Here is a 21,693-nt window from a genome sequence, read left to right on the forward strand (position 1 = left end):
CCTTCGAGGTCAGTCGATCTTCGATCGACTGACACCTCAGGATGAGGTCGTGGGTTGGATAAAAAACTCGCCGCGATGCCCTACCCGCAAGTCAAACAGGCGATCGAGACTTTCCGCCTCAGAGACTGGCCCGCTCCGCCGCCTGCAACACCGCCGCCGGGATCGCGGAGACGTGCTCCGCCTGGGCTCCCCGTCCGAGCGCATTCCCGACCATCACGATCGCCGGCCCCTCCAGCCCAGCCGCCTCGACCCGGTCGGCGAGGTCGTGGGCCTGCCCCTGCACCACCGCCTGGTCGGGCCGGGTGGCGTTGAACACCACCAGAGCCGGGGTCGCGGGCGGCAGGCCCTCGGCGACCGCCTTCGCCAGCAGGGTGCGCATCGTGCGCTTGGGCATGTAGATCACCGTCGTGACGGTGGGATCGGCGAGGGCGGCCCAGTTGAGGTCGTCGGGCAGGGCGCCGCGGCGGTCGTGGCCGGTGACGTATTGCAGGCGGCGTGCCGCGTCGCGGTGGGTGAGCGAGATGCCGAGCGACGCCGCCGCGCCCTGCGCCGCCGTGACGCCGGGCACCACGGTCACCGGGATGCCGGCCTCACGGCAGGCATCGATCTCCTCGCCGGCCCGGCCGAAGACCAGGGGGTCGCCGGACTTGAGCCGCACCACGCGCTTGCCGCTTCCCGCCAGCGACACCATCAGGGCGTTGATGTCGTCCTGGCGGCAGGAGGGGCCGTGGCCGGTCTTGCCGACCAGCATCGTGCGGGCCTCGCGCCGGGCGTAATCCAGGATCTCCGGCGCGACGAGGTCGTCGTACAGGATCACGTCGGCGCTGCGTAGCGCCCGCAGGGCTTTGAGGGTGAGGAGTTCGGCGTCCCCCGGGCCGGCCCCGACCAGGACCACGCTGCCGCCGGTCGGGGCGGCATCGTTCTCGGCGATGAGCCCGTCGAGATCGGCCCGGACCGGCGCCCGGTCCGGATGGGCGAAGGCGAGGTCGGTGAAGCGCTCCCAGAACGCCCGGCGCTCGCCGAACACATGGTAGCGGGCGCTCACCTCGGCGCGCCAGTCGCGGGCGGCGGCCACCCAGGCCTTGAAGCCCGAAGGCAGCATCGCCTCGATCCGGGCCCGCACGGTCTGGCCGAAGACCGGGACTGCGCCCTCCGTGGAGATGCCGACGACGAGGGGCGAGCGGTTGACGATGGCGCCGAACGACACGTCGCAGAGATGCGGCCGGTCGATGGCGTTGACGATGGCGCCCGCGGCGCGGGCGGCGCCGACGAAGCATGCGCATTCGCCCTCGTCCTCGAAGGCCGCGATGGCGAAGGCGGCGCCTTCGAGATCGGCCGGCGACCAGTCGCGCTCATGCAGCACCACCGTGCCGGCGACGGCCTCGGCAGGTGCGCCGCGCATCTCCTCGGTCGGTTCGGGGGCGAACACGTCGACATGGGCGCCGGCGGCGGCGAGCAGCTTCACCTTCCAAGCCGCACCCCCATTGGCCCCGGCCAGCACCGCGCGCTTGCCCGTGAGCGTCACGAAGACCGGGAGAACGGCCAGGGGCTCGAGGCCCGGGGAGCGGGTCTCTCGGGGGGCACGGGGCGTACGCATGGGACGATGAGTGTCTGACACGAGTCTCGGGAAATCCTGCGGCATCAGATGCGCCTATGCGGAAGCGGACGCAAGTTCCGCCGCCAGCAGCTTGCGGATCTCAGGGATGCACGAGCCGCAATTGGTGCCGGCCTTGCACGCGGCCCCCACCGCCTCGACCCCGTGCGCCCCGCCCTTGATCGCGCCCCGGATCGTGTCGAGCCCGACCGTGTGGCAGGCGCAGACCAGCGGGCCGGTGCCGGCACTCTCCGCTCTCCCCGAGATCAGGGCCCGGCGGGCCGAGGGCTCCAGCAGTTCCTGGGTGCGGAAGAACGCCTTGGCGGCGTCCCAGGTCGGGCGCTCGGCGGCCGGGGCCAGGGCCAGCACGCCGAGCAATCGCCCGTCCCGGAAGGCGGCGGCGCGGTAGCGGCCGCGGGCCGGGTCGGCATACTCGCTGAGGGCCGCCCCGGGAAAGGTCTCGCGCATCAGCGCGGCGGCCTCGGGCGCACCGTCCTGGGCGGCGAAGATCAGGCCGGTCCCGCCCTCCAGGCTCGTCCGCGCCCACCACCAGCCGAACGGCGCGGCCACCGTGTCGCGGGTGATGAGGTAGCCGCGGGAGCGGTAGGGTTCGGGGGCGATCGAGGCCGGGGTCGCCTTGAGTTCCGGCTGGCCCGAGACCGGATCGACCGCGCCTTGCGCGAGCGCACCGACGCGGCCGTCCGAGGTGTTGGCCTCGCTCCAGTGCATCGGGGCGAACAGCATTCCGGCTTGCGCGCCCGGCGTCACCATGACTTCGAGCACCGCCGCGCCATGGGCGGTGCGGACGCGGGCGAGGTCGCCGTCGGTGAGGCCCGCAGTCTCGGCATCGTCGGGGTGGATCTCGACGAAGGGAACGGCGCGGTGGGCCGAGAGGCGCGGGCTCTTCCCCGTGCGGGTCAGGGTGTGCCAGTGGTCGCGCACCCGGCCGGTATTGAGGCGCAAGGGGAGCGCGTCGCTGGTGGCCTGCGCCAGCGCCGGCTTCTGCACCGCGACGAAACGGGCCTTGCGGTCGCGGGTGAAGAAACCGCCATTGGCGAAGAAGCGGGTCTGCGGCGCCTTGGCCTTGCGGGTGAGCGGCCACTGCACGGGTGCTGCCGCGTCATAGGCGGCGTCGGTGATGTCGGCGAGGCCGCCGAGATCGAAGTCGCGGGTGCCGCGATTCTCGAACTCCGACAGGGCGGCATGCTCGCGGAACACCGCCGCCGCGTTGCCCCAGGCGAAGGCCTTGGCGTGGCCGAGGCGCTGGCCCACCTGCGCCATGATCCACCAATCGGCCCGCGCCTCGCCGGGCGCCGCCAGGAAGGCGCGCTGGCGCGAGATGCGGCGCTCGGAATTGGTCACCGTGCCATCCTTCTCGCCCCAGGCCAGCGCCGGCAGCAGGATCGCGTTGCGGGCCCGCACCGTGTCGGTGTTCGCCACCACCTCCGAGACCACGTAGGTGTCGAGCTTCGCGAGCGCCGCCCGCACCCGGTCGGCCCGGGGCATCGAGACGGCCGGGTTGGTGCCCATCACCCAGAGCGCCTTGATCTTGCCGCGCTCGATCGCCTCGAAGAGCTGCACCGCCTTCAGCCCCTCGCCGGTGATGATGTTCGGCGCGTTCCAGAACCGGCGCACCAGATCCACCTCCTCGGGGGTGAAATGCATGTGGGCGGCCAGCATGTTGGCGAGCCCGCCGACCTCGCGCCCGCCCATCGCGTTGGGCTGGCCCGTGAGCGAGAACGGCCCCATGCCGGGCCGGCCGATGCGGCCGGTGGCGAGGTGGCAGTTGATGATCGCGTTGGCCTTATCGGTCCCTTGCGCCGACTGGTTCACCCCCTGCGAGGTCGCGGTGACGACCCGCGGCGTGGTGCGAAACAGCGTGAAGAAGGTCTCGACCTCGGCCTCTCTCAGGCCGGTGGCGGCGGCGGTCGCGGCCACCGTCGGGGCGATCTGCCGGGCGCGCTCGAGCGCCGGCTCGAAGCCGGCGGTGTGCTCGGCGATGTAGCGCGGGTCGAGGGCGCCATTGTCCGCGAGATGGACCAGGAGGCCGGAGAACAGGGCGGTGTCGGTGCCGGGCTTGAGCCCAAGGAAAAGGTCGGCCTCCTCGCCGGTCTGGGTCTGGCGCGGATCGATGACGACGATCTTCGTCCCGCGCTTCTCCCGCGCGTCGAGCATGCGGCGGAACAGGATCGGGTGGCACCAGGCGGTGTTCGAGCCAACGAGCACCAGGAGATCGGCCTCGTCCAGATCCTCGTAGCAGCCGGGCACCGTGTCGGAGCCGAAGGCCCGGCGATGCGCCGCCACCGAGGACGACATGCAGAGCCGCGAATTGGTGTCGACGTGGGGCGTGCCGATGAAGCCCTTCGCCAGCTTGTTGGCGACGTAGTAATCCTCGGTGAGCAGCTGGCCCGAGAGGTAGAACGCAACCGAATCCGGCCCGTGCGCCGCGATGGTGCGCTTGAATCCGTCCGCCACCGCATCGAGCGCCGCGTCCCAGGTCGCCCGCCGCCCGGCGATCTCGGGGTGGAGCACCCGGTCGTCGAGGGAGAGGGTTTCGCCGAGCGCCGAGCCCTTCGAGCACAGCCGGCCGAAATTCGCCGGATGCTGCGGATCGCCCGCGACGCTCGCGCCCCCCTCCCCGTCCGGCCGAGCGAGCACGCCGCAGCCGACGCCGCAATACGGGCAGGTGGTCCGGACGGGGGCGGCCTCGGGAGTGAGGGCCGGCACGTGCAGGTTCATCGCAGGAGCCTTTCGCCGGGCGTGGGGTGAGGGCCGGTGGAGTTGGGGCAAGCAAGGGGTGGGCCGACGGCATCAGTGCTCGACGGACCTGACACCCTCCGCGTCATTCCGGGGCCGCGAAAGCGGAGCCCGGAATCCAGACGCTCAGGTCTTTGACGGCAAGGCGGATCGCGTTCCGCTCTGTCCTGAACGATCCGCGGCTCTGGATCCCGGGCTCCGCTTCGCGGCCCCGGGATGACGCGGAGGGTGGCAAAGACGTCGAGGGAGCCGGACTCTCTGCCGCCCTCAATACACGTCAGCCTGGTACCGGTTCGCCTTCTTCAGCGCCGCGAGATACGCCACCGCCTCGTCCGGGTTCTTGCCGCCATGGCTCGCCGCAACGTCGATGATCGCTCGCTCGACGTCCTTGGCCATGCGCTTGGCATCGCCGCAGACGTAGAAGTGGGCGCCCTCCTCCAGCCAGCGCCACAATTCGCGGCCGTTCTCGCGCATCCGGTCCTGGACGTAGGTCTTCTCGGCCCCGTCGCGCGACCAGGCGAGCGACAGGCGGGTCAGCACGCCCTGATCCTTCAGGCCGTTCAGCTCGTCGCGATAGAAGAAGTCCGAGGCCTGGCGCTGATGGCCGTAGAACAGCCAGTTCTTGCCCGGCGCCGCAGTGGCGGCGCGCTCGCGCAGGAAGGCGCGGAACGGCGCGATGCCGGTGCCCGGACCGACCATGATGACCGGGGTCTCGGGCGTCGAAGGCAGGCCGAAGCCGTGCGCCTTCTGGAGGTAGACCTTCACCGTGGCGGTCTCGGCCAGGCGCTCGCCGAGATGGGTCGAGGCGACGCCCAGGCGCAGGCGCGAGCGGTGGCTGTAGCGCACCGCGTCGACGGTGAGCGAGACCCGGCCCGGATCGGCCTTGGGCGAGGACGAGATCGAGTAGAGCCGCGGCTGCAACTCGTCGAGGGCTTCGAGGAAGACCTCGGCGTCGGGCCGGGCGCCCGGGAACTTGTGCAGCGCGCCGAGCACGTCGAGATAGGCGGCGTCGCCATCCGGATCCTCGCCGGCGCTCAGCGCCTGGGCCTTCTTGCGCTGTGCGCCGGAGGTGAGGAGCGACAGGAGCTGGAACAGGCCGTCGGGGGCACCGCCGAGGGAATAGTTGGTGAGCAGATGGTCGCGCAGGGTCTTCTCGCCGAGCTTGGTGGCGATGATCCGCTCCGGCCGGGCGCCGAGCTCGGCGATGACCGCATCCGCCAGGGCCGGGGCATTGGCGGGGAAGAGGCCGAGGGAATCGCCGACGACGTAGTCGATGCCGGTGCCGGCCAAATCGATCTCGACGTGCCAGGTCTCCTTCTCGCCGCCCGGCGCGTTGAGGCGGCGGCGTGACAGGAACACCGCCTCGGCCGGGTTCTCGCGGCACAGGCCGTAGGGGCCGACCGGGGCGTCTGCCTTCGGGGCGTCGTCGGAGGCCGCGGCGGCGGCACCGGCCGGCGCCGCGGTGCCGAACTCCGCCTCCAGCTTCTTCAGCATCCGGAGCGTGTCCTTGCCGCCCGGCTGGCAGAGGTTCAGGCGCTCCTCCTTCTTGAGGAAGAGGGCGTTGGCATAGTCGGCGCAGTTGTAGCCGCACTGGCCGCAATCCTGCTGGGCCATGGCGGCCATCAGCTTCTGCGGCTCGGAGCGGTCCTTGGCGAGCGCCATGCGGTCGTCGAGCCCCATCGACGGGTCGTGCCAAGGGGCGTCGTCGTTGTCGGCCAAAGCCGGCCCGCCGGGCGCCGCGCCGGCCGGAAGCGCCGTCGCGCCCTCGACCGCCGGCCCGAGCAGGGCGGCGAAGTAGCCCGACAGCCAGGCGCGCTGGTCGGCGTTGAAGGGAGCGGATTCGGGGATCAGGACGAGCGGGGGAGCGACGTGCTGGGTCATCGGGGGTTACCGGAGAAGAGTGGCAGTCGACATCGGTCGGTAAAGCGCTGGCTTCTCCTCTCCCCGCGGGCGGGGAGAGGGCCGCGACGACCTTGTCGTCGGCGCGGCGAGGCGTCAGCCGAGGGTGAGGGGGTGCTTCCGGAGGAGCCACATTCGGCACGTCCCCCTCACCCTCGCGGCGAACCTGCGGTTCGCAGCTCGCTGCATCCCCTGAACGGGGACGCAGCCCTCTCCCCGCCCGCGGGGAGAGGAGAAAGGTGCCTTACTCGGCCGCCTCCAGCAGCCGGGCGTCGGCGAGGCCCTTTAGGGCCTCGGGCCCGCGGCGGGCGGTGTAGGCCTGGAAGCTCTCCTGCGGGCCGGTGCGGTTGGCGAGGTAGTCGGTGAGCAGGGCCTCGACCCGGCTGGGGCAGTCCTCGGCCTTCACGGCCTTCCAGATCTCGGTGCCGATCTTGGCCGCCTCGCCGAACCCGCCGCCGACCACGATGTCGTAGCCCTCGACGGTGTCGCCCTCCTCGCTCACCGTCACCTTGGCGCCGATGAGGCCGATATCGCCGATGTAATGCTGGGCGCAGGAATGATGGCAGCCGGTGAGGTGGACGTTGACCGGCACGTCGAGACCCGGCACCGCGGCCTCGACGTGGTCGGCGATGAGGAGCGCGTGGCCCTTGGTGTCGGCGGCGGCGAACTTGCAGCCGCGGTTGCCCGTGCAGGCGACGAGGCCGGCGCGGATGCTCGACGCCTTGGTGGAGAGCCCGAGGGCCGCCACGCGGGCTTCGACCTCCGCCACCTTGTCGTCGGGCACGCCGGAAAAGAGAAAATTCTGCCACACGGTCAGGCGGATCTGGCCGTCGCCGTAGTCGTGCGCGATCGTGGCGAGCGCCCGCATCTGGTCGGTGGTCATCTTGCCGACCGGCAGCACCACGCCGATCCAATTGAGGCCCGGCTGGACCTGGGCGTGCACCCCGACATGGGCGTAGCGGTCGAAGCCGCCGCGGGGCTTCACATGGGCGGGATCGACCCGCTCCAGCTTGCGGCCGAGCTTCTCCTCGACGGCGGCGAGGTACTTGTCATAGCCCCAGGCGTCGAGGACGTATTTCATCCGCGCCTTGTTGCGGTTGGTGCGGTCGCCGTTCTCGATGAAGACCCGCAGGATCGCATCGGCGACGGCGTTGCACTCGCGGGGCCTCAGGACTACGCCGGTGTCGCGGGCGATGTCGCGGTGGCCGGTGATGCCGCCGAGGACGAGCCGCATCCAGATGCCCGGCTCGACCGCGGCGCCCTCCAGAACCTCGATCGCCTGGAAGCCGATATCGTTGGTCTCCTCCAGCACCGGCAGCACGCCGCCGCCGTCGAAGGCGACGTTGAACTTGCGCGGCAGGCCGAAGAGCGAGCGGTCGTTGAGGATGTGGTTGTGCCAGGATTTCGCCAGGGGGCGCGTGTCGAGGAGTTCCTGGGCGTCGATGCCCGCCGTCGGCGAGCCGGTGACGTTGCGGATGTTGTCGGCGCCCGCGCCCCGGGCGGTGAGGCCGAGATCGATCAGCCCGTCGAGGAAGGGCTGGCCGTGCTCGGGGCTGATCTCCCGCACCTGGAGGTTCGCCCGCGTCGTGACGTGGCTGTAGCCGCCGCCATGGGCGTCGGCGAGATCGGCGATGCCGGCGAATTGCCAGTGATGCAGGATGCCGTTCGGGATCCGCAGGCGGCACATGTAGGAGTTCTGGGCCGGCGCGACCCAGAACAACCCGTGATAGCGCCAGCGAAAATTGTCCTCGGGCTTCGGGGCCTTGCCGGTCTCGGCCTCGGCGATCAGCCGGTTGTGGCCGTCGAAGGGGTTCTCGGCCCGCTTCCACTTCTCCTGGTCGGCGAGCTTGCCGCCGTTCTTCACGATGCGGTCCTGCGCCTTGATGTGGATCGCGTCCGGCCCGGTCGGCTCGGCGGCGGGCGCAGGCGCAGTTCCGCCGCCGGCGAGGCCGCCGGTCATGCGGAGGGCGGCGATGCCGTGGGAGAAGCCTTCGAGGTAGCGCTTCTGCTCGGCGTCGAAGTCGTCGGCCATTGCGGGCTCCTTCACGCTGCGAGGGGTTGGGGAGTGGGGCGCCCGAACATCAGGTCGTCCCGGTCGTCGGACGTGATGGTGTCGCCGGTGCGGATCAGGGTCTTGCACCAGCCCTGCTCGGCGACGTCGCCGACGAAGACCGCGCCGATCAGCTGGTCGCCGTCGATCACGAGCTTGCGGTAGAGGCCGGCGGCCGGATCGCTCCAGGTCACGGCTTGCGCGCCCTCGGGCACGTCGACCGCACCGGCGGAGAAGACCGGCAGGCCCGACACCTTGAGGCTGGTCGCGAGCGAGGTGCCGGCGTAAGCCGCCTCGATCCCGCAGAGATGGCGGGCCAGCACCTCGGCCTGCTCGTAGGCCGGCTCGACGAGGCCGTAGGTCTGGCCCCTATGCTCGGCGCATTCGCCGAGCGCGTAGATGCCCGGGACCGAGGTCGCCATCGCGTCGTCGACCCGGATGCCGCGGCCGACCGCGAGGCCGGCGCTGGCGGCGAGCGCCGTCGAGGGGCGCACGCCGACCGACATCACCACGAGATCGGCCGGCAGCACCGTGCCGTCGGACAGGATCAGGCGCTCGACCCGGCCGTCGCCCTCGACCGACGCGGTGTCGGCCTTGAGCAGCACCCGGACGCCGCGGGCCTCCATCGCCTCGCGCACCAGGCTGGCGGCGGCGTGATCGAGCTGGCGCTCCATCAGCCGGTCCATGACGTGGAGGAGCGTGGTGTCGACCCCGAGCCGCGCCAGCCCCACCGCCGCCTCGAGCCCCAGCAGCCCGCCGCCGATCACGATGGCCCGGGCTCCCGCCACCGCCGCCCGGCGGATCGCCGCCACGTCGGCGAGGTCCCGGAAGGTGATGACGCCCGGAAGATCCATCCCGGGCTTCGGCAGCCGGATCGGCACCGAGCCGACCGCCAGGACCAGCTTGTCGTAGGGCAGCACCAGCCCCTCGCCGACCTGCACCACCCGCTCGGCGGTGTCGATCGCGGTCGCCGGCGCGCCGGTGACGAGGGTGATGCCGTGCTCGGCGTACCAGTCGAGCCCGCGGAAGGTGCAGGCCGCCTCGTCGACCTCGCCGCCGAGCAGCGACGACAGGAGCACCCGGTTATAGGCCGCCACCGGCTCGGCGCCGATGCAGGTGACGGCGTAGCGGCCGGGGGCGGCATCGAGCAGGCGCTCCAGGAAGCGGAGCGAGGCCATGCCATTGCCGATGACGACGAGGCGCTCGGACATGGGATCAGGCCGCGATCGCGGGTTTGGCGTGGCGGGCGTAGAGGAATTCCAGCACCTCGGCCCGGGCATGGGTGTAGGTCGGGTCCTCGACGAGCTCCAGGCGCTTGCGCGGCCGGGAGAGCGGCACGGACAGGATCTCACCGATCGTCGCCGAGGGTCCGTTCGTCATCATGACGATCCGGTCGGAGAGCAGAACCGCCTCGTCGACGTCGTGGGTGATCATGATGACGGTGTTCTTCAACCGAAGGTGGATCTCCATCAGCTGGTCCTGGAGATGCGCCCGGGTCAGGGCGTCGAGCGCGCCGAAGGGCTCGTCCATCAGCAGAACCTTCGGCTCCATGGCGAGCGCCCGGGCGATGCCGACGCGCTGCTTCATGCCGCCGGAGATCTCGTGCGGGCGCTTCTCGGCGGCGTGGGTCATGTTGACGAGCGCGAGGTTGTGCTCGATCCAGTCGCGCCGCTCCGCCCGGTTCTTCTTCGATTTCAGTACCTTGTCGACGGCGAGCGCCACGTTCTCGCGCACCGTCAGCCAGGGCAGGAGCGAGTGGTTCTGGAACACCACCGCCCGCTCGGGGCCGGGGCTGTTCACCTCCTTGCCGTCGAGGAGGACGCCGCCGGTGGAGGCCTTCAGAAGACCCGCCACGATGTTGAGCACGGTCGACTTGCCGCAACCGGAATGGCCGATCAGCGAGACGAACTCGCCCTTGTCGATCTTCAGGTTCACGTCGCGCAGCACTTCCGTGGTGCGCCCCGACCGGGTGAAGCTGATGCCGATCTGCTCGAGGCTGAGATGGGTCGAAGTGAGAGTGGTCATGGGGGGCCTCCCTCAGGCCGTGGCGGTGCCGCGGGTGACGAGGTGGCCGAGGCCGGCGACGAGGCGGTCGAGCACGAAGCCGATCATCCCGACATAGAGCAGGGCCACGATGATCTCGCTGATATGCGAGGAGTTCCAGGCGTCCCAGATGAAGAAGCCGATGCCGACGCCGCCGATCAGCATCTCGGCGGCCACGATGGCGAGCCAGGACAGGCCGACGCCGATGCGAAGACCGGTGAAGATATACGGCGCCGCCGAGGGCAGCATCACCTTGGCAAAGAACTCGAAGGCGTTGAGGCGGAGCACCGCGGCGACGTTGCGGTAATCCTGCGGGATGTTGCGGATACCGACCGCGGTGTTGATGATGATCGGCCAGATCGACGTGATGAAGATCACGAAGATCGCCGAGGGCTGGCCGTCCCGGAAGGCGGCGAGGGAGAGCGGCAGCCAGGCGAGCGGCGGGATGGTGCGCAAGACCTGGAAGATCGGGTCCAGCCCGCGCATCGCCCATTCGGACTGGCCGACGAGCGTACCCAGCAGCACGCCGGCCACCACCGCCAGGGTGAAGCCGAGCGCCACGCGCTGGAGGCTGGCGGTGATGTGCCAGAACAATCCCTTGTCGGTACCGCCATTGTCGTAGAACGGGTGGACGATGATGTCCCAGGCATCGGTCACGACGCGCGAGGGCGGCGGCAGGCCGGCGCCGGGGCGCCCGCACAGAACTTCCCAGATGAGCAGGAAGACCGCCAGCACGACGAGGGGCGGCACGATCCGCAGCGCCAGGCCTTTCAGGGCGGCGCGGGTGACCAGAGGGGCTTTCGCCCCCTCGGCCTTGGCGGCGCCGAGGCGCCCGAGGCTCAATCCGAGTGCCATGTCACGCCACCTTCTTGATGCCGAGGCTGTTGAGGTAGGCGGCAGGATCCGCCGGATCGAAGACCTTACCGTCGAAGAAGGTCTCCTGGCCGCGCGAGGTCGAGGCCGGCGCCGTGACGCCCATGCCCTTGGCCACCTCGCGCCAGATGTCCTCGCGGTTGACCTTGTCGATCAGCGCCTTGGTGTCGGTCTGGGGATCGAACTTGCCCCAGCGGATGTCCTCGGTGAGGAACCAGAGGTCGTGCGACTTGTACGGATACGAGGCGTTGTCGGCCCAGTACTTCATGATGTGCGGGCTGTTCGACACCTTGCGGCCGTCGCCGTAATCGAACTCGCCCTTCATCCGCTTGACGACGTCGCTCGCCGGGACGTTGATCCACTGGCGCTTGGCGACGATGCCGGCGAGCTCGTCACGGTTCTCCGGCTTGTCGCACCATTGTTGCGCCTCCATCACGGCGGCGAGCAGGGCTTTCGCGGCATTCGGGTGCTTGTCGACCCAGGACGCGCGCATGCCGAGCGCCTTTTCCGGGTGGTCCTTCCACAATTCGCCGGTGGTCAGCGCGGTGTAGCCGATGCCCTGCGTGATCAGCTGCTCGTTCCACGGCTCGCAGACGCAGAAGCAATCCATCGTGCCGACCTTCATGTTCGCGACCATCTGGGCCGGCGGCACGACGATGGTCTCGATGTCCTTGTCGGGGTCGATGCCGCCGGCGGCGAGCCAGTAGCGGATCCAGAGGTCGTGGGTGCCGCCCGGGAAGGTCATCGCGGCCTTCACCGACTTGCCGGACGCCTTCTTGCGCTCGAGCGCCGCCTTGAAGGGCTTGGTATCGAGGGCGACCTTGTCGCCCATATGCTCCTTGGCGACCGAGATGCACTGGCCGGCGAGGTTGAGCCGGGCCAGGATGTACATCGGGACGGGGACGTTGTTCTGTGTCACCCGGCCGGCGCTGATCAGGTAGGGCATCGGGGTCAGGATGTGGGCCCCGTCGATGCCGTTGCCCTCGGATCCGAGCACCAGGTTGTCGCGGGTGGTGCCCCAGGAGGCCTGCTTCAGGACCTCGACGTCCGGCATCCCATGCTTGGCGAAGATGCCCTTCTCCTTGGCGACGAAGAGGGGAGCGGCGTCGGTGAGCGCGATGAAGCCGAGCTTGGCGCCCTTCACCTCGGGTCCGGCTCCCTGCGCGAAGGCGCCGCCGGGCAGGGCCACGCGGGAGGCCGCCGCCAGCGACAGGGCGCCGGCCGCCCCCTTGAGGAGGCCGCGACGCGTGGTGTGCTCAACGCTGCTCATCGATCACTCACCCTCAAAGCCCTGCGCCGCGTTGGGCGCGCGATCCGGTCCCGAACGCAAAAACCGCTGCCCAAGGTCTTCCGCCGGCCGCGCGGTTGCGGGCCCACAGGGGAACTCGGGTCAGCGGCTCTGCTGACGGTCGGTGCCCGTCGACGCTGACGGACGGGACAGGATGAGCAGGTTCCGTGCCAACTGCCTCGCGGGCCAATCAAGTGCTTGAAACTGGTATCGTTCGCAGCTTGGCCGGGCAGGCGGCGGCATCAGCTCGGCCGGCGAGTGCGATGCACAAATGATAGGCTGGACGGGCGGGGAAATGGGCAGCCGTGCCGTGACCGGAAACGTTGCTCCCCCTGGATCGATCTCCGATCGGTCGGCCTGGGCGAGGGTTGCCCTGCGATCCTTGCAGCCACCGATGGTTCCTTCACGATCGGGATGCCGCCTCTCGACATGGCTCGTGAGGACTTGGCTCGTGAGGACTTGGCTCCCGAGAACCTGGCTCCCGAGAACCTGGCTCCCGAGAAGGCCGCGCCGACGCGACCGCGTCGCCCGAACGCGGCTTCGCCTGTCCGGGTGGCCCTCCCGTCGCGCCCCGTCCGAGCTGCGGCGTCAGGTACCAGACCACGGCGGCCAGAACGATCGCGCCTCCCAGCAGCGCGCCGGGGCCGGGATCTTCGGATACGACGATCCAGACCCAGAGCGGGCCGAGCACGACGTCGAGAAGTCCGATCAGCGCCGCTTCCGTGGAGGGGATATGACGGCTGCCCATCAGGAACAGGAGGAAGGACAAGGCCGTCGTCAGGATGCCCAGGGCGGCGAGAAGGGCCAGGGCGGTCGTGCCCGGCACGGCACCCGAGGACAGGGGCAGGGCCACGAGCACGCACAGAAGCGCGGCGACGGCATTGACCCGGACGAGGTCGACCCGCTCGAAGCGGCGCGCCACGATCAGCAGCCCGGCAAAGGCGACGGTCATCAGGACGGCGAACCCGTTCCCTGCCGCGTCGTCGAGACGCGCCGACCGACCGGCGACCATCAGGACCCCGATCAGGGACGCCGCACTCGCGATCAGCATCCGCCGCGATGCGCGTTCGCCCAGCAGCCACCAAGCCAGCCCTGCGGCGGCGAAGGGGAGCGTCGCGTAGACGACCAGGACGTTGGCCACGCTCGTCAGGGTGAGCGACGCAGCGTAGGCGGCCATCGTGACGGCGGCCAGCACCGACGCGCCGAAACCGCTCCACCCGAACCTCATGCCCCGGGCGGGACGGAGGATCGCGATCGCCAGGAGGGCGAGGCCGGCGAACGCGGAGCGCCACAGGATCAGGTCCCAGACCGGCAGATCGATCAGGCGCACGAACAGCCCGGCGAGGCTCCAGAGGAATGCAGCGGCCGTCACGAGGACGAGCCCGTCTCGGCGTCGATGATCCATGCCCGCATCTCCCCTGACGCGCCGTCGCTTGAGACGACCGGTCTACTCATAACGTTGACGTTCTGAGACGACCAGTCTAATTTTTACGCCATGGCACGACGAGACACGCGCGAGATCCTCATCGCGGAAGGCCTCAAGGCCTTCCTGGCCCGCGGCTACGAGGGGATCGGCATCCAGCCCATCCTGTCCGGCGCGGGCGTTCCGAAAGGGTCCTTCTACAACTTCTTCCCGAGCAAGGAGGCCTACGCGCTGGAGATCGTCGACGCCTATGCGGCACGATACGAGGCTTTCCGGCTCGCCTGCTTCGCGGCGGACGGCTCACCGCTGCAGCGGATGCGGGGCTACTTCGAGGCTCTGGAGGCCGAGATGGAGGGGGCCGGCGAGACGGCAGGATGCCTCTACGGCGTGCTGGCGCAGACTAGCGCGCCGCACAGCGAGGCGCTTCGCTCACGGCTCAAGGCGGCCTTCGCGAACTGGCGGTCCCATCTGGCGGACCTCCTCGACACGGCGAAGGCCGCCGGCGAGTTGGCGCCCGCGACCGATACCGTCGCGCTCGCCGACGCCATCATCGACGCTTACGAGGGCGCCGCCGTGCGGATGCGCGCGGAGGGAAACACGGCTCCGATGCGACGCTTCCGCGAACGAACGATGGAAGCGCTCCTGTCCGCTCATGCGGCCTGTGATACGCGCGAGCCTGCCCCGTGACTCCTTCGGCCAGAAGATCGCAGCCGGCTCCATGGCCGGCGGGCCCATGGATGTGGTCCTGGGAGCCTGTTTGATCCGCGCGACAGTCTTCAAGCTCACTGCGTCGTTCCGGGGCCGCGCAACGGAGCCTGGAATCCAGATACGCCGGAGTTTCCGGACAATGCGGACGGCGTCGCGCTTCGTTCTTACAACTCAGCGGTTCCGGGTTCCGGGTTCCGCAGCGCGGCCCCGGAATGACCAGGAGGGTGTCAATTCCGTTGGATTGCACCAAACACGGTTCTCACGCCGGCGCCAGCAGGTCCGGCCTGTACAGACCCACCGCCTCCGCCGGCACCGCCCCGCCCTCGATCTGCCCCGCCGCCGCCATCTCGTCGATCATCCAGCCGAGGGCGCGAGGATCGGGGGTGAGTTCCGGCTCGCCGAGCACGAGATAGTCCGAGGCCTCGACCATCGGCCCGCCCGGCGCGAGGCGCAACGCCCCGGCCAGGCCCCGCACGATCAGCGCCGGATCGATCCCGAGATGGCGCGGGGCGCCGAGCAGGCCGGCCAAAGCCTCGCGGTTGTCCGGATCGCCGCACCAGCGGGCGCTGCGCTTCAGGGCGCGCAGGAGCGGGGCGGCACGGTCCTCCATCTCGGCGGGAAGCGCCAGGACCTTCTCCGGGCAGCCCGGCGCGATCGCGCTGCCCAGGGCCGCGATGCGGCCGACCCCGGCCTCGACGGCGACGCTGCTCCAGGGGGCGCCGACGCAGAAGCCGTCGATCGCGCCGCCTTGCAACGCCGCGACGGTGCGGGGCGGCGGGACCACGACGAGGCGGACCGAAGCGAGCGAGCTGCCGCCGAGCGCCAGCAGGCGCCGCCACTGATAGGTGTGGCTGGAATAGGGATGGACGGTGCCGAGCGTCAGCGGGCGCCCCTCGGCGGCGCGGGCCTCGGCCACCCGGGCGAGCGAGCGCGCCACATCCGCCACGGCGTCGGATTCGGCATCGAGTGCCTGCCAGAGCGGCAGCGACAGGGTCACGGCGTTGCCGTTGCGGGCGAGCGCCGCCGGCGCGATCAGGCGCGCCTGCGGCCCGCTCAAGCCTAAATGGCAGGCGAGCGCCAGCGGCGCCAGCATGTGGGCGCCGTCGAGGAGGCCGAGCGCCAGGCGGTCGCGTAAGGTCGCCCAGGAGGGTTCCGCCACCAGGTCGACGGCGAGCCCCTCCTCGTCGGTGAAGCCGCGCTCCACCGCGGCGATCAGCACCGCGGCGTCGGTGAGCGGAACGTAGCCGAGCTGCAGCCTCATCCGAGCAGGTCCGCGGCGGTGACGATCGCGCGGGCGATGTCGACGATCTTGCGCTTCTCGTTCATGGCCTTGCGCCGGAGCTGCTTGTAGGCCTCGTCCTCGGTCAGCCCCTTGGCGCTCATCAGGATGCCCTTGGCGCGCTCGATCAGCTTGCGGTCGGCCAGCTCGCCCTTCGCCTCGCTGAGCTCCCGCTGCAGCCGCGCGAAGGCGTTGAAGCGCAGGATCGCGATCTCGATGATGGGCTTGATCCGCTCGGCCCGCAGACCGTCGACGATATAGGCCGAGATGCCGGCATCGACCGCCGCCTGCATCATCGGCGTGTCGGTGCGGTCGACGAACATCGCCACCGGCCGCTCGACCAGGCGCGAGACCCCGAACATCTGCTCCAATACGTCGCGGCTCGGGCTCTCGAGGTGGATCACCACCACGTCCGGCGAGACGGCGGAGAGCCGGTCGAGGAGGTCGGCGGTGTCGGGGATGACCACGACCCGGGCGCCCTCGACGGCGCGCAGGCCCTCTTCCAGGATCGCGGCCCGGGCGCGGCTCGGGTCGACGACGGCGATGGTGAGGCTCTCGCCCGGCGAGGCGGCGGAGGAGGCCGGAGACGGTGTTGCGCGGTCGGGCATGGCGGCGTCGGATCACGCAAATGTTGGGCCTTCGCGGGCGGCGGTGCCGCCCGGCCCGGTTGCCCTTACCCCAGGGAGAGCGCAGGCGGGAGGGCCCGATTGTGGGGAGTATCGGCGCCACGCCCCCGCCCGGCATTCCGCCCCTCGACACGAAACCGCAAAGAAACGGCCCCGCTTCGGCCCGAAAGCCGCGCTTCACTCCGGCATCGATCGGCGGGGAGGTTCGGATGCGGCAGAACGGGCGGATGCGCAAGCCGGCGGAGGCGAGCGCGATCGGAAGCCTGCCCGGCGCATCGCGGGGCTACCTGCCGCTCCTGCCCACCGCCTGCATCGCGATCTGCCTCGCGGCCGGCTCGCTGTACTGGCGCGAGGCGCCGCCGCGGGCGCCCGAGGGCCACGTCGCCGCGATGCAGCCGCTGCCGCCGGGAAGCGACCTCTTCCGCATCGGCACGGAGGGGGACGGACGCGCGCGCGCGCCCTACCCGCTCGAGTTCGAGCAGCAATTCCCGCTGATCGCCGGCCTGCCGGCCGAGGTCGCCGCGCCGGTGCTGCCGACCCCCGAGACCAAGCCCGACGGCAAGGCCCCGCGCCGCACGGCCGCGCATCGCTCCAAGGTGATGCCGGCGCTGGCGGTGCCGGCGCTCGCAGACTTGCGCCCGCCGCCCCGGCCCGACGACCTCAAGCCCCGCAAGGCCAATGCGGCAAATCCGGAGCCGGCGACCCGCACGGCGAGCAGCGGGGCGGAGCCGGAGCGCTCGGCGCCTTGGCTGCCCTTCGCGCCGACCGGCCGGATGGTGACGCAGACCATGGTGGCGCTCGGCGACGGCGTGACCAACGCGGGCGCCGCGATGATCGACCTCATCGACAGCCGACGCTGAGCCCGGATCGGCGAGGGCTCCGGTCGAGCAAGGCCGGGTTGGCCGAAGGGAAGGCCGCTCTAGCTAACGGCGTCACGGCTTTCGTTCGGGACGCATCATGGCGTTGCTCATCGAGGATTACGCGCTCGTCGGCGACGGGCGTAGCGCGGCGCTGATCGGGCGCGACGGCAGCGTGGACTGGCTGTGCTGGCCGCGCTTCGACGCGTCGGCCTGTTTCGCGGCCCTGCTCGGCACCCGCGCGGATCACGGCCACTGGCGCATCGCGCCCGCCGCCGAGGCGACGACCACCCGTTGCTACCGCGAGAACACGCTGGTGCTCGAGACCACCCACGAGACCGCCGAGGGCGCGGTGCGGGTGGTCGACTTCATGCCGGTCGAGGACGGCACGCATCTCGTGCGCCTCGTCGAGGGCGTGCGCGGCCGGGTGGCGATGCGCATGGACCTGGTGGTGCGCTTCGATTACGGCTCCGCCGTCCCCTGGGTGTCGCGCAGCGAGAACGACGACCTGCGGGCCATCGCTGGGCCGAACAAGCTGGTGCTGCGCACCCGTGCCCCCCTCAAGGGCGTCGGCCAGACCACGGTGTCGGACTTCACCGTCGAGGCCGGGCAGAGCGTGGCCTTCGTGCTGAGCTACGGCCTCTCGCACGAGGAGGATCCGCCGCCGATCGAGCCGCGCCGGATGCTCGCCGGCACCACCGCCTGGTGGCGCTCCTGGTGCCAGCGCTGCCGCGGCGGCACGCCCTGGGACGCGGTGCTGACCCGCTCGCTCCTGACGCTCAAGGCGCTGATCTACCGGCCGACCGGCGGCATCGTGGCCGCCCCCACCACCTCGCTCCCCGAGCAGATCGGCGGCGTGCGCAACTGGGATTACCGGTTCTGCTGGCTGCGCGATTCCACCTTCACGCTGCTGGCCCTGATGGATGCGGGCTATATCGACGAGGCCCGGGCCTGGCGCGACTGGCTCACCCGCGCGGTGGCCGGCAGCCCGGCCCAGGCCCACATCCTCTACGGCATCGCCGGCGAGCGCCTGCTGCCCGAGATCGAGCTCGACTGGCTGCCCGGCTACGAGGGGTCGCGGCCGGTGCGGGTCGGCAACGCGGCGGCCCAGCAATTCCAGCTCGACGTCTACGGCGAGTTGTTCGACGCCCTGTTCCAGGCCCATCAGCGCGGCATGCTGGCCGATGAATCCGGCGTCCGGGTCGGCCGTGCGCTCCTCGATCACCTGGAGCGGGTCTGGCGCGAGCCCGACGAGGGCATCTGGGAGGTGCGCGGCGGGCGCAAGCACTTCGTCCACTCGAAGGTGATGGCCTGGGTCGCCTTCGACCGGGCGATCCGGTTCTACGAGGACCAGGTCTCCCAGGCCCGCCCCGACGACGAGCCGACGGCGGGCGATTCCGAGGCGGTCGCGCGCTGGCGCGGCGTGCGCGACGAGATCCACCGCGAGGTCTGCGAGAAGGGCTTCGACCGGGACCTCAACAGCTTCGTGCAGTATTACGGCGCGAAGGATCTCGACGCGAGCCTGTTGCTCATCGCCCATATGGGCTTCCTGCCCCAGGACGACCCGCGCGTCGTCGGCACCGTCGAGGCGATCGGCCGCGACCTGATGCACGAGGGCTTCATCCTGCGCTACGACACCAGCGGCCAGACCACCGACGGCGGTTCTACCGACGGCTTGCCCGCCGGCGAGGGCGCGTTCCTGCCGTGCAGCTTCTGGTACGCCGACAACCTGATCGGGCTCGGCCGCTGCGACGAGGCTCGCGCCCTGATCGAGCGCCTGCTCGCGCTCTGCAACGATGTCGGGCTGCTCGCCGAGGAGTACGACCCGGTGCGCAAGCGCCAGGTCGGCAATTTTCCGCAGGCGTTCAGCCATGTCGCGCTCGTCAACACGCTTCTGAACTTCAGTCGGGCGACCGGACCCGCTAAGGAGCGCGGCGGAGACCCGGACGCGGCGGGCCATCCGGGCGAGCGGCCCGTGATGCACCCGCAGGCGGCCGAAAGCCCTGCGACGTAGAACCATCGCGGAGCACCGCCCCTTTTCTCGACCGACGAGGCCCTGACATGAGCGCAGCCGACACCAAGCCGAAGGCCGGCACCAGCGAGATCGACCAGCGCAGCATCGACACGATCCGCACGCTGACGATCGATGCCGTGCAGAAGGCCAATTCGGGCCATGCCGGCGCGCCGATGGGCCTGGCTCCCGTCGCCTTCACCCTGTGGAACCACTATCTCCGCTACGACCCGGCGAACCCGCACTGGCCGAACCGCGACCGCTTCGTGCTCTCGGTCGGCCACGCATCGATGCTGCTCTACAGCCTCCTCCACCTCGCCGAGGTGGCGGAGAAGGACGGGGCCAACGCCCCGGCGGTGAGCCTGGAGGACCTCAAGAAGTTCCGCCAGCTCGACAGCCGCACCCCGGGCCATCCGGAATACCACTTCACCACCGGCGTCGAGGTCACCACCGGGCCGCTCGGCCAGGGCGTGGCGAACTCGGTCGGCATGGCGATGGGCGGCCGCTTCCTCGGCGAGCGCCTGGCCTACGGCGACCGGCCGCTCTTCGACTACAACGTCTATGCGATGTGCAGCGACGGCGACCTGATGGAGGGCGTCTCGGCCGAGGCCGCCTCGATCGCCGGGCACCTGCGCCTGTCGAACCTGTGCTGGATCTACGACAACAACACCATCACCATCGAGGGCCATACCGACCTCGCCTTCAGCGAGGAGGTCGCCGCCCGCTTCCTGGCCTATGGCTGGCAGGTGCTGCGCGTCGCCGACGCCAACGACACCGTGGCGGTGTCGCACGCCCTTGAGACCTTCCTGCAATCGGGCGACCGCCCGACGCTCATCATCGTCAACTCGGTGATCGGCTACGGCGCGCCGACGAAGCAGGGCACCCCGAAGGCGCACTCGGACGCGCTCGGCCCCGACGAGGTCAAGGGCGCCAAGCGCGCCTATGGCTGGCCGGAGGATGCGCAGTTCCTCGTGCCGGACGGCGTCTACGACAACTTCCGCCAAGGCATCGGCGCCCGCGGCAAGGCCCTGCGCGAGGAGTGGCTGGCGCTGGTCGAGGAGGTAAAGGCCGGGGATGCGGGCCTCGCCAAGGACCTCGCCACCTATCTCGCCGGCGGCCTGCCGGAGGATTGGGATGCCGACATCCCGGTCTTCCCCGCCGACGCCAAGGGGCTGGCCACCCGCGAATCGTCGGGCAAGGTGCTCAACGCCATCGCCAACCGGGTGCCGTGGCTGCTCGGCGGCTCTGCCGACCTCGCGCCCTCGAACAAGACCAAGCTCGAGAGCCCGGAGGCCGGCACCCTCGGGCCGTTCACGCCCGGCGGCCGCAACATCCATTTCGGCGTGCGCGAGCACGCGATGGGCTCGATCGTCAACGGCCTCGGGCTCGTGGGCCTGCGCGCCTACGGGGCGACCTTCCTGGTCTTCTCCGACTACATGCGCCCGCCGATCCGGCTCGCCGCCCTGATGGAGCTGCCGGTCTTCCACGTCTTCACCCACGATTCGATCGGGGTGGGCGAGGACGGGCCGACCCACCAGCCGGTCGAGCACCTGCTGGCGCTCCGCGCGATCCCCGGCCTCGTCACCTTCCGGCCGGCCGACGCCAACGAGGTGGCGGAGGCCTATCGCGTCATCATGCAGCTCAAGCACCAGCCGGCGGTGCTGGCGCTGAGCCGCCAGCCGCTGCCGACCGTCGACCGCGACAAGTACGCCCCGGCCTCGGGCACTGCCAAGGGCGCCTACGTGCTCGCCGGGGCCGACGAGGCGAAGCCCGACGTGATCCTGATCGGCACCGGCTCCGAGGTGCAGCTCTGCCTCGGTGCCTACGAGACCCTCAAGGCCGAGGGCGTGAAGGCCCGGGTGGTGTCGATGCCGTCCTGGGACCTGTTCGAGCAGCAGGACGAGGCCTACCGCAACAGCGTGCTGCCGCCCGAGGTGACGGCCCGCGTCGCGGTCGAGCAGGGCTCGGTGATCGGCTGGGACCGCTACACCGGCAGCGCCGGCACGATCCTGGGCATGCACACCTTCGGCTCCTCGGCGCCGATCAAGGATCTGCAGACCAAGTTTGGCTTCACGCCGGAGAAGGTGCTGGAGGCGGCGCGCGCCCAGCTGAAGAAGAAGGGCTGAGACACTTGTGAAGCCCGCCGGCGGTGTCCGGCGGGCTTCACACCATTCATGGTCATCCCGGAGCCGCGACGGAGCCCCGGATCCATAGCCGCCGACGATGCCGGATGAAGCGGGAGGCACCTCTCCTTCGATCGGGGCTTTGGGCCGAAAATCCAGTCA

15 protein-coding genes are annotated in these 21,693 nt (G+C 70.6%); 4 read left to right on the forward strand and 11 right to left on the reverse strand.

Annotation, left to right across the window (positions count from 1 at the left end):
- Nucleotides 1-118: 118 nt before the first annotated feature.
- The 9 genes from cysG to HBB12_RS00765 form a co-directional block, all read right to left on the reverse strand.
- Nucleotides 119-1,597: a siroheme synthase CysG gene (cysG, locus tag HBB12_RS00725; RefSeq protein ID WP_236987583.1), complete on the reverse strand. Its 1,479-nt coding sequence runs from the start codon at nucleotides 1,595-1,597 to the stop codon at nucleotides 119-121.
- A 54-nt stretch (nucleotides 1,598-1,651) separates the two neighbouring features.
- Entirely contained in the window at nucleotides 1,652-4,333 is a 2,682-nt protein-coding gene (locus HBB12_RS00730; RefSeq protein ID WP_236987584.1) for a nitrate reductase, read from the reverse strand.
- A 285-nt stretch (nucleotides 4,334-4,618) separates the two neighbouring features.
- Nucleotides 4,619-6,232: a sulfite reductase subunit alpha gene (locus tag HBB12_RS00735; RefSeq protein WP_236987585.1), complete on the reverse strand. Its 1,614-nt coding sequence runs from the start codon at nucleotides 6,230-6,232 to the stop codon at nucleotides 4,619-4,621.
- Nucleotides 6,233-6,494: 262 nt separating this feature from the next.
- Entirely contained in the window at nucleotides 6,495-8,282 is a 1,788-nt protein-coding gene (locus tag HBB12_RS00740; protein WP_236987586.1) for a NirA family protein, read from the reverse strand.
- An 11-nt stretch (nucleotides 8,283-8,293) separates the two neighbouring features.
- On the reverse strand, nucleotides 8,294-9,511 hold the full coding sequence (locus tag HBB12_RS00745; protein ID WP_236987587.1) for an NAD(P)/FAD-dependent oxidoreductase: 1,218 nt from the start codon (nucleotides 9,509-9,511) through the stop codon (nucleotides 8,294-8,296).
- Nucleotides 9,512-9,515: 4 nt separating this feature from the next.
- Nucleotides 9,516-10,325: an ABC transporter ATP-binding protein gene (locus tag HBB12_RS00750; RefSeq protein ID WP_236987588.1), complete on the reverse strand. Its 810-nt coding sequence runs from the start codon at nucleotides 10,323-10,325 to the stop codon at nucleotides 9,516-9,518.
- Nucleotides 10,326-10,337: 12 nt separating this feature from the next.
- A complete protein-coding gene (ntrB, locus tag HBB12_RS00755; protein WP_236987589.1) occupies nucleotides 10,338-11,198 on the reverse strand; it encodes a nitrate ABC transporter permease in 861 nt (286 codons plus the stop codon).
- A 1-nt stretch (nucleotide 11,199) separates the two neighbouring features.
- Nucleotides 11,200-12,486 (reverse strand): CmpA/NrtA family ABC transporter substrate-binding protein, encoded by a 1,287-nt coding sequence (locus HBB12_RS00760; protein WP_236987590.1) that lies wholly within the window; start codon nucleotides 12,484-12,486, stop codon nucleotides 11,200-11,202.
- Nucleotides 12,487-12,907: 421 nt separating this feature from the next.
- The gene (locus tag HBB12_RS00765) at nucleotides 12,908-13,909 is read right to left on the reverse strand and encodes a DMT family transporter (RefSeq protein WP_236987591.1); all 1,002 of its coding nucleotides are present in this window, start codon (nucleotides 13,907-13,909) and stop codon (nucleotides 12,908-12,910) included.
- A 90-nt stretch (nucleotides 13,910-13,999) separates the two neighbouring features.
- Here HBB12_RS00765 and HBB12_RS00770 point away from each other — a divergent pair, with 90 nt between their 5' ends.
- Nucleotides 14,000-14,614 (forward strand): TetR family transcriptional regulator C-terminal domain-containing protein, encoded by a 615-nt coding sequence (locus HBB12_RS00770; protein ID WP_236987592.1) that lies wholly within the window; start codon nucleotides 14,000-14,002, stop codon nucleotides 14,612-14,614.
- Between the two features lie 280 nt (nucleotides 14,615-14,894).
- Here HBB12_RS00770 and HBB12_RS00775 read toward each other — a convergent pair whose 3' ends face one another.
- Together HBB12_RS00775 and HBB12_RS00780 are read right to left on the reverse strand one after the other, a co-directional pair.
- On the reverse strand, nucleotides 14,895-15,896 hold the full coding sequence (locus HBB12_RS00775) for a CmpA/NrtA family ABC transporter substrate-binding protein (RefSeq protein WP_236987593.1): 1,002 nt from the start codon (nucleotides 15,894-15,896) through the stop codon (nucleotides 14,895-14,897).
- Complete coding sequence (locus tag HBB12_RS00780; protein WP_236987594.1) at nucleotides 15,893-16,522, reverse strand: ANTAR domain-containing response regulator; 630 nt, start codon at nucleotides 16,520-16,522, stop codon at nucleotides 15,893-15,895. The genes HBB12_RS00775 and HBB12_RS00780 overlap by 4 nt, the downstream gene beginning before the upstream one ends.
- A gap of 227 nt (nucleotides 16,523-16,749) precedes the next feature.
- Here HBB12_RS00780 and HBB12_RS00785 point away from each other — a divergent pair, with 227 nt between their 5' ends.
- The 3 genes from HBB12_RS00785 (at nucleotide 16,750) to tkt (ending at nucleotide 21,534) form a co-directional block, all read left to right on the forward strand.
- Nucleotides 16,750-17,400, forward strand: coding sequence for a hypothetical protein (locus tag HBB12_RS00785; protein WP_236987595.1), 651 nt, complete (start codon nucleotides 16,750-16,752; stop codon nucleotides 17,398-17,400).
- Nucleotides 17,401-17,497: 97 nt separating this feature from the next.
- Nucleotides 17,498-19,411, forward strand: coding sequence for a glycoside hydrolase family 15 protein (locus HBB12_RS00790; protein ID WP_236987596.1), 1,914 nt, complete (start codon nucleotides 17,498-17,500; stop codon nucleotides 19,409-19,411).
- A gap of 47 nt (nucleotides 19,412-19,458) precedes the next feature.
- The gene (gene tkt, locus HBB12_RS00795; RefSeq protein ID WP_236987597.1) at nucleotides 19,459-21,534 is read left to right on the forward strand and encodes a transketolase; all 2,076 of its coding nucleotides are present in this window, start codon (nucleotides 19,459-19,461) and stop codon (nucleotides 21,532-21,534) included.
- The last annotated feature ends 159 nt before the right edge of the window (nucleotides 21,535-21,693 follow it).

It is taken from the genome of Methylobacterium sp. SyP6R, from assembly GCF_019216885.1.
Lineage (GTDB): Bacteria > Pseudomonadota > Alphaproteobacteria > Rhizobiales > Beijerinckiaceae > Methylobacterium.